The sequence below is a fragment of the Mobilicoccus massiliensis genome, from assembly GCF_000826525.2.
GTDB lineage: Bacteria > Actinomycetota > Actinomycetes > Actinomycetales > Dermatophilaceae > Mobilicoccus > Mobilicoccus massiliensis.
The window spans coordinates 185,485-193,973 of record NZ_LN651325.1 but is presented as its reverse complement, the minus strand read 5'-3'; the positions used below and the strand labels follow the sequence as shown (position 1 = coordinate 193,973).

Sequence of the window (8,489 nt, the reverse complement as noted above, 5' to 3'; positions counted from 1 at the left end):
GTTTCGCCCCGGGTTCAGTGGAGAGCGGGTTGTGCCGCCCCGGCGGGTGCCGGGGCGCTGGCGTGTTCAGCGTAGAACAGGTCTTCGTACTCGATGGGTGGGATGTCGCCGCAGTGTGAGTGAAGGCGGTCGTTGTTGTACCAGTCGACCCACTCCATGGTGGCGAGTTCGACGGCATCCAGACCGCTCCACGGCCCACGTTTCCAGATGAGTTCCTTCTTGTAGATTTTGTTCAACGCCTCGGCAGCGGCATTGTCGTAGGAATCGCCGGTCGATCCGACCGAGGGTTCGATTCCGGACTCAAGGAGCCTCTCGGTGTAACGAATAGAGACGTATTGGCAGCCGCGATCCGAGTGGTGCACCAGGCACGACAGGTCTCGCTGGTGTCGGCCACGTTCCCACAAGGCGTGTTCCAGGGCGTCCAGCGCCAGATCGGTCCTTAATGAGTTCGATACCCGCCACCCGGTGATCCGGCGGGAATACAGGTCCATCACGAAAGCCACGTACACGAACCCGGCCCATGTGGCGACGTAGGTGATGTCGGCTACCCACCGGTGGTCCGGCGCCGGCGCGGTGAAGTCCCGCTGGAGCCGGTCGGCCGGGCAGGCCTTCGCCCGCGCGGGTCTGGTGGTCCGGGTGGTGCGCGCGTTCGGCACGCCAGCCAGGCCCAACGCTCGCATGCGACGTTCGATGGTGCATCGTGCGACCGGCTCACCGGGCCAGGCCCGCAGATAGGCCTTCCACATCTTGCGGACCCCGTACACGCCGAAGTTCTTCTCGTGCAGCTCCTGCAGACGTTCGTCGATGACGGCATCACTTGTGGCCCGCTTCGAGACAGGCCTACTCTTGCGGGCATAATAGGAGCTTGGGGCGATCGCGATTCCAGTCTCTTTCAGGACCTCGCAGATCGGCTCGACCCCATGCTCGTCGCGGTGCGCGGCAATGAACGCATCGACGTCTACGGTCGGCGGTCGAGCTCCGCCTGAGCGAAATAGGCACTCGCCTGGCGCAGAATCGTATTCGCGCGCCGCAGTTCGCGGTTCTCCTTCTCCAACTCTGCGATCCGGGCCGCGTCCGTACTCGTTGTGCCGGGGATCTCTCCGTCGTCGATCCGTTCGCGTTTGACCCAGTTCCGCAGCGTGTCGCCGTTGATCCCGAGCTGCTCACCGGTCAACCGGCACGCACGCGAGACCGCCAAGCCGGGCTCGGCGGCGATCCGGTCGCGAACCAACCGGATCGCTCGTTCACGCAACTCGTCGGGGTACCTCTTCGGTGCAGGCATGACTCCATCCTCCTGGGGAGATCAAGCCCTCCACCCTTCCCGGGGCGATCCACAGTTGCTCGTCCATGGGCGCGACGGGCAGGGGTCGGGGCTGCTCGAGGGCGAGATCCGTGATCAAGCCGTCACACTCATCGCCGCGGGATACGAGACGACCAGCGCGGCGATGGGATGGATTCTCTACCTCCTCGGCACCCACGTCGAGTGGCAGAGGCGGGCGATCGCCGAGGTCGACGGGGTGCTGGGAGATCGAGCACCGGAGGCCGGCGACCTCGCCCGGTTGCATGTGGTGCACGCGATCGTCGACGAGGCGCTACGGCTCTACCCACCGGCCGTGATCTCGGCCCGGCACGCAGTGGTGCCGTTCGAGTTCGAGGGCGTTTCGGTGTCACCCGGTGACGCCGTCATCTACAGCCCGTACGTCACGCATCGCGACAGTCGGGTGTTCGACGAGCCGGCCGCGTTCCGTCCCGAGCGTTGGCTCAACGCCCCACGCCGACGGCCCGAGGAATACGTGCCCTTCGGCGGCGGTGGTCACCGCTGCCTCGGCTCGGGCATGGCCACGACCAAGCTCACCGTCATGCTCGCCCGGTTGATGCAGGCCGGAGGATTCGAACTCGTTCGCAAGCCACGCCGTGCGGTGAGCGTCGCGGCGATGCGGCCAGCGCCGGGGGTCGGCATCCGGCTGCGTGAGCCGGTCGCTCGACGCGGCCGATGAGCGCGGCGGCCGGATCCTCCATCCGGAGAGGCCGTGAGCGCGGGGTTACCGTACGGACGTGAATGCAGCGCACACTCGCACGACGCGGGAGCGGATCGTCGAGGCCGCGATCGCCGTGCTGGCGGAGCAGGGGATGCGCGGGCTCACGCACCGCAAGGTCGGCGAGCGCGCCGGGGTCACGCTGGGGCTCGTCCGTTACCACTTCGGCAGCCTGGACGGCCTGATCGAGGCGGTGCTCCACCGCATGGTCGAGTTGCAACGCGGCGACATCATGGATCTCTCCGACGAACTGCGCGACGGCCTGGACCACGAAGGAACGGCCTCGCCGGCCCTGTGGCGCGAGGCCCAAGCGTCGATCGACCGCGTCAACGCACGACCCGATCTGGCCCTGGCCCGTTTCGAGCTCCTTCTCCACGCGGCTCGAAATCCGGAGCTCCAGGTCATCATCCGAGAATCCCGGAACACGTTCGTCGAGGCCACGACGAACCTCATGGGAGACCCCGACCCGCGGGTCCAAGGCCTGCTCGCCGCACCCGGTGGAGCCGATGCCTCTGCCGACGAAGCGACCGCCACCGTGGAAAACCCGGAGGCGGCAGCCCGGATGATCCTCGCGACGCTGGACGGTCTGATGCTGCACCAGCTGTCGGCTCATGAGCCGTCCGTCGCCGAGATGAGCCCCGCCGTCATGCTCGCGACGGTCACCGCCGCGGCCACGCTCCCCGCACGGCCGGAGGAACCCCCGGGCCGAGGGAACGCGCAGCCCGATTCGGATCAGCGCGCCTGAGGCGCCGTCCTCAGGCGGATGCGGGATCGGGGCCCGATGAACGACGGTCGGAGCCAGGCTCGCCGTCCGCCCCCGTCTGCGTGGCTCGGCGAAGCCGGAACGCCCCCACGAGTCCGAGCACGAGGAACGCCGCGGCGACGACGAGCGACCACCGGGTGGCGTCCGCGAATCCGTCGGTGAGCGCCTGCACGACCCGGTCGGTCTGATCGCCGAGCGGGCCCGCGGCGCCCTGCGCGCGGAGTTGGAGGATGGTCGTGCCCGCGGACAGTCGCGTGGTGTCGGCCAGGCGCTCGGCGGTCGGGCCCGTGATTCCTGCCGTGTCGAGCGCGGCGGGCAGCGTGAGCGCGAGCGAGATCGAGAGTGCGGCTCCGGCGAAGGCCGTGCCGAGCGCCGAACCGATCTGCCGGACGGTGCTCTGGGTGGCCGAGGCCTGACCGGAGATGTCGACCGGAACGTCGTGGAGCACGGTGCCCGTCAGTTGGGCGGACGCGAGCCCGAGTCCCAGCCCGTACAGCGTCAGTGGGAGGGCGATCGCCCAGCCGGGAGTCGCGCCGTGAACGATGAGGACGAGCGCCACGACACCGATGACCTCGAGCCCCAGCCCGATGAGCACCGTGCCGGGGGCACCGAACCTCGCGGCGAGATGCCGCGCCGCCGCCCCGGACAGGAAAGCGCCCACCGCCATCGCGGCGAGAACGAGACCGGCACCCATGACGTCGAGACCGAGGGCGTTGACGAGGTACAGCGGGAGAACGAAAAGCAGCGCGAACTCGCCGATCGCGACCATGCCCGCGGTCAGGTTGCCCCACGAGAAGGTCCGCAGCGAGAACAGGCTGAGGTCGAGCAGCGCAGAGCGTTGCACCTTGGCGCGGTGTCGCTCCCAGAACACGAACAGGACGAGCGCGACGGCGGCCACGGCGAAGGCGACCGGCACGATCGAGACGGCGGCGTCCCTCGGCCACGTCCACCCGAGGATCGACAGGTCGTTCTTCGGCGCCCACCAGCCGAGGTCGGGGCCTTCGATGACCGCGAACACGAGCGCGCCGAAACCGATGGCGCTGAGCAGCGCGCCGTCGACATCGACGCCGGGCCGCCTCTTCTCTCCGCGGGTCTCGGGAACGGTGAACAGCGCGGCGACGAAGACGAGCGCGCCGAGCGGCAGGTTGACGAGGAAGATCCAGTGCCAGGACAGCCACTGCGTGAGCGCGCCACCGGCGAGGGGGCCGATCGCGGCCGCGCCGGAGATGACCGCTCCCCACACGCCGAAGGCGGCTGCCCGATACCTGCCCCGGAACACGGTGTTCACGGTGGAGAGGGTCGAGGGCATGATCAGCGCCGCACCGACCGCCTGTACGGCACGGGCGCCGATGAGCATTCCTGCCGTCCCGGCCATGGCGGCGAGCAGGCTGCCGGCGACGAAGACGACGAGGCCGGCGAGGAACATGCGTTTGCGGCCCCAACGGTCGGCCAGCGTGCCGGTGGAGAGCAGCAGCGCCGCCAGCAGCACGGCGTAGAGGCTGTTGACCCACTGGGCGTCGGTGAGGTCGAGGTGCAGGTCACCGATGATCGTCGGCAGTGCGACGCCGACGATCGTGCCGTCGAGCACGATGAGTCCGAGGCCGATGGAGAGGACGGCGAGGCCGAACCACTCCCGCCGGGTCGGTGCGCCCTCTGCCGTGGCCGGGGTCGTGGTCACGCTCGTGCCGCCACGGGTTCGAGCGACGCGTCGTCGCGGTTCACGACCGCACGACGGAGGGCGATGAAGAAGACGATCATCCCCGCGGTGAGCGCGATGTGCCCGAGGCCGGCGATTCCGGCGATCATCGCATTGGACTCCTTGCCGAGGACGGTGAGGCTGCCGTGCCAGATGAGCGTCGCGGAGGTGATGACCACGCCGGCGTTGTAGAGCCAGAAGAACCACGCGAACAGCTTCGGACTGCGCGAGATCGTGAACACCTTCTCGATGACGAGAACGATCAGCAGCACGGTGAAGCCGAGGGTCAACAGGTGTGTGTGGGCGAGAGCGAGTTGCGTGTACTGGCCCTCGGGGAAGGCGTAGTGCTTGACGAACTCGCGGTAGAACAGGCCGGAGGCGATGCCGACCAGCATGTAGATGAAGGAGGCGTTGAGCAGCTTCTTCACGGGTGAGGCTTTCCTTTCGTCTGGTTGATTATCGATCTGCTCGGACCAGGCCGCCTGTCCGGCGGGTGATCGGGTGCATCAGTGCACGTCGACGAGCTCTGCGCGAGGTTCGCGTCGTGCATCGACCTGGTGGGCAGGCAGCTTTCCCGGCCACCAGATCCGGTCGCCGACGAGGGCGAAGATCGCGGGCACGATCACTGTGCGCACGACGAGCGTGTCGACGAGGACGCCGATCCCGACGATGAGGCCGAGCTGTCCGAGGGTGACGAGCGGGAGCACGCCGAGGGCGGCGAACACGGCCGCAAGGACGATGCCGGCGCTCGTGATGACGCTGCCGGTGTGGGCGACAGCCTCGACCATGCCCGCGCGGGTGCCCAGCCGGCCGGCCTCTGCTCGGGCCCGGTGGACGAGGAAGATCGTGTAGTCGATGCCGAGCGCGACGAGGAAGAGGAACGCGAGGATCGGCACCTGGAGGTCGAGCGCGCTCTGGCCCAACAGCGCTCGGCTCAGCCACGCCCCCGCCCCGATCGTGGCGACTGCGCTGGTGAGGTTGACCAGGAGCAGGAGCACCGGCGCGACGAGGGAGCGCAGCAGAGCGAGCAGCACGAGGAAGCTCACCGCGAGCACCAGCGGGGCGATGAGCAGCAGATCGCGTTCACTGCCGGCCCGCGCGTCCAGTTCGGTGGCGACCGCGCCGCCCACGAGCGCATCGGCGCCCTGGATCGGGTGCACGGCGTCTCGCAACTCGGTGATCTGCGCGAGGCTCTCGTCGGTGCCGGGCGAATACCCGCTCGTCACCATGACCTTCGTCAGCGAACCGTCGTCGGTCTGCCCGGCCGGGTGCGCACGCACGACGCCCTCGACCTTGCTCGCGGCAGCAGCCACGTCGCGGGCGGCCCCACTGTCGGCGACGATCCAGATGGGCTGCGCCTCGCCGGGCGGAAAGTGCGCCGACAACGTCTGCAGCCCCGTCTGGGACTCCGACTCCACGCGGAACTTCTCCAGCTGGTCCAGACCGACCGACGTGCCGAACAGCCCGCTCGCCATGACCGCGAGCAGCGCGAGCCCGGCCATCAGGCTCGTCAGAGGGCGCTCGGAGACTCCCCCAGCGACCGCGCGCCAGGCGCGTCCCTGCGTCTGTTCCCTACCCGGGCGCGGAACGAAGGGCCAGAACACTCGGCGACCGCAGACCGCGAGGAACGGCGGCAGCACGAACAGCACCGCGAGCAACGCGATCAGCAGACCGAGCGCGGCGGGGACGCCCAGCCCGCGCGTCATCGGGATCGTCGCGAACAGCAGCGTGAGCAGCGCGAGCACGACCGTGACGTTCGAGGCCAGGATGGCCGGCACGGTCTGGCGCCACGCCGTGCTGAGCGCCGCCCGGTCGTCCTCGGTGCGCTGCAACTCCTCCCGGTACCGGGAGATCAACAGCAGGGCGTAGTTCGTGCCCGCGCCGAAGACGAGCACGCTGACGATGCCCGCATCGAACTGCAGGTTCCACGCCGAGCCCGCCGCAGCGGTGACCCGGCCGGCGAGCCCGTCGGCGAGGGCGATCACGATCAACGGGATGAGCCACAGGACCGGCGAACGGTAGGTGACGATCAGCAGGACCGCCACGATGAGGATGGTCACCATCAGCAGAGTGAAGTCGGCGCCCTCGAAGGCCGCCGCGACGTCGGCGCCGAACGCCGGGCCACCGGTCACCTGCAGCACCAGGCCGGGTGGGGTGTTCGCGCCGAGCTCCGCGCGCAGCTCCTTGATGGTCTGCGCCATCTCGGTGTTGTCCGCGGCGACCGTGACCGGGGTGACGAGCACCCCGACCTTTCCGTCCTCGCTCACCATGGGTCCTGACGACTCGCCGCCCTGCCGGGCGTCCAGCACCGGGAGCAGGCTCTTGAGTTCAGCGACATCCGTCTTCGAGAGGTCAGCTCCGTCCTCCCTGGACGCCACGACGAGCACGGACTGACGGTCGGCGTTGGGGAACCGGTCCATCAGTTCGCTCACCTGCGTCGACTCCGACCCGACCGAGGCCTGCCCGACGCCGGTCGGCGCCTTCGCGCCACTGAAGACACCGAAGAGCGCGACCATGACGACCACTGCGACGCCCAGGGCGACCCAGGCGCCTCGACGTGAGGTCAACCGATCGGAGAAACGAGAACGAGCCGGAGAATCTGCCATGCCCACAACTCCACCAGGCAGGACAGGGGCCGGACATCGTGAAAGGGACGGACACGGGCGTCCATCGAAAGTTGTAAGCCCGCCCGCCAGAGAGCTCACTCACCCACGTGCCGCCGAGACAGCCGTCGTTTCCGGCGGGTGACGTGAGGATCTCAGGAGTCGTCGAACCGTGGCGGGCTCACGACTCCCGAACCCCGTACGTACGTCGGCTCAGTGACGTTCGGCCCAGTGCGGGCTGTGCATGAGTCCGATGACGTTGCCGAAGGGATCGACGACAGACGCGGTGACGAAGCCCTCACCCCGCGAGGTGACCGCGTCGTGCTCGACGGCACCGCGGGCGAGGAGGTCGCTCATCGTCGCCTCGACGTCGTCGACGTGCCAGTACGTGATGGACGTGCCGCTGCCGGCCGACGCGGCGGGCATGAAGGTGCGATCCATGATGCCCAACTCGTCCTCATCGGGACCGATGCGGAACTCGACGTAGCCGGCCGGGCCGGTCTCGGGTCGCCGAAAATACGGTTCGGCACCGAGGACGCCCGTGTACCACTCGGCGGCTGCGTCCACGTCGTCGGCGGTGACGACCATCGTGGTGAGGCCCTGGAGAACGCTCATCGTGCCATCCCTTCGAGCAGGGTCGTGGTCACCGCTCACCCTGCCTCGTGTGGCGCTCGTCGTCTAGCTCGATGCGCCGAGTTGTCGCGCGAGGCCGTCGAGCAGGACGTCGACACCACGCCGGTAGGCGCCCTCGGGATCCTCCGCCCTACCCGTCTGCGTGCCCCAGGCCACCACACCCACCTCACCTCGGGCCGGGCGTCGCGTGTCACGATGTGGACGTGCGACTCCGTGTTCTCCCCGTCATCCTCGCCGTTCTGTCGATCGTTCTCGTGCTCACCACCGCCGGTCGCGCCGACGCCCACTCCGAGTTGGTCTCCTCGACACCGGAGAACGGCGCCCGGCTCTCGACGATGCCCGGCGAGGTGACCCTCGTCTTCAACGAGAACATCGACCCGAACTTCGCGCAGATCGTCGTCGCCGACGCAGGCGAGATCGCCCACCCGGTCACCCCGGCGGTCTCGGGCGCGCAGGTCACCGCGGCTGTACCCGAGGGCCTTCCCCAGGGTGAGGTGCACGTGCGCTATCGCGTCGTCAGCGCGGACGGTCACCCCGTCTCCGGCGAGGTCGTCTTCACCGCAGGATCTCCCGCGGCCACGCAGCCCGCAGGCGCCTCACCCACGTCATCGGCGGCGCCATCCGCCGCGGCGCCGACCGCCCCGGGGGCGGTCGAGGAGGATGCCTCCACCACGTGGATGTACGCTCTCACCGGCTTCGCCGCGCTGCTCATCATCGGCGGCGGCCTCGCGATCCTCATCGCCTCGCGCCGCCGCTGA

Annotated in this window: 8 protein-coding genes and 1 other annotated feature; of the genes, 3 read left to right on the top strand and 5 right to left on the bottom strand. The window is 69.1% G+C overall.

Annotated features, from left to right (window positions below; translation table 11 throughout):
* Window positions 1-14: 14 nt before the first annotated feature.
* A protein-coding gene (locus BN1197_RS02605) for an IS3 family transposase (protein WP_245851760.1) occupies window positions 15-1,282 on the bottom strand; the annotation gives its coding sequence in 2 pieces (ribosomal slippage) (window positions 15-994 and window positions 994-1,282; 1,269 coding nt in all).
* Window positions 867-998: a sequence feature (AL1L pseudoknot), on the bottom strand. Its footprint overlaps the gene before it by 132 nt.
* Between BN1197_RS02605 and BN1197_RS02600 the strand changes: the two genes are divergently transcribed.
* Window positions 1,281-1,997, top strand: coding sequence for a cytochrome P450 (locus tag BN1197_RS02600; RefSeq protein WP_082043563.1), 717 nt, complete (start codon window positions 1,281-1,283; stop codon window positions 1,995-1,997). The genes BN1197_RS02605 and BN1197_RS02600 overlap by 2 nt on opposite strands.
* A gap of 58 nt (window positions 1,998-2,055) precedes the next feature.
* Window positions 2,056-2,781 (top strand): TetR/AcrR family transcriptional regulator, encoded by a 726-nt coding sequence (locus tag BN1197_RS02595; protein ID WP_052465891.1) that lies wholly within the window; start codon window positions 2,056-2,058, stop codon window positions 2,779-2,781.
* 10 nt (window positions 2,782-2,791) lie between these two features.
* On the opposite strand, the gene BN1197_RS02590 is transcribed toward BN1197_RS02595, so the two are convergent.
* The 4 genes from BN1197_RS02590 to BN1197_RS02575 all read right to left on the bottom strand — a co-directional run bounded on the left by BN1197_RS02590 (window position 2,792) and on the right by BN1197_RS02575 (window position 7,713).
* Window positions 2,792-4,477, bottom strand: coding sequence for a DHA2 family efflux MFS transporter permease subunit (locus tag BN1197_RS02590; RefSeq protein ID WP_082043562.1), 1,686 nt, complete (start codon window positions 4,475-4,477; stop codon window positions 2,792-2,794).
* Window positions 4,474-4,923: a DUF2871 domain-containing protein gene (locus BN1197_RS02585; RefSeq protein ID WP_040155880.1), complete on the bottom strand. Its 450-nt coding sequence runs from the start codon at window positions 4,921-4,923 to the stop codon at window positions 4,474-4,476. The genes BN1197_RS02590 and BN1197_RS02585 overlap by 4 nt, the downstream gene beginning before the upstream one ends.
* A 78-nt stretch (window positions 4,924-5,001) precedes the next feature.
* Window positions 5,002-7,101, bottom strand: coding sequence for an MMPL family transporter (locus BN1197_RS02580; protein WP_082043567.1), 2,100 nt, complete (start codon window positions 7,099-7,101; stop codon window positions 5,002-5,004).
* A gap of 210 nt (window positions 7,102-7,311) precedes the next feature.
* Complete coding sequence (locus tag BN1197_RS02575) at window positions 7,312-7,713, bottom strand: VOC family protein (RefSeq protein ID WP_040155877.1); 402 nt, start codon at window positions 7,711-7,713, stop codon at window positions 7,312-7,314.
* 221 nt (window positions 7,714-7,934) lie between these two features.
* On the opposite strand from BN1197_RS02575, the gene BN1197_RS17240 reads away from it, so the two are divergent.
* Window positions 7,935-8,489, top strand: coding sequence for a copper resistance CopC family protein (locus BN1197_RS17240; protein ID WP_040155983.1), 555 nt, complete (start codon window positions 7,935-7,937; stop codon window positions 8,487-8,489).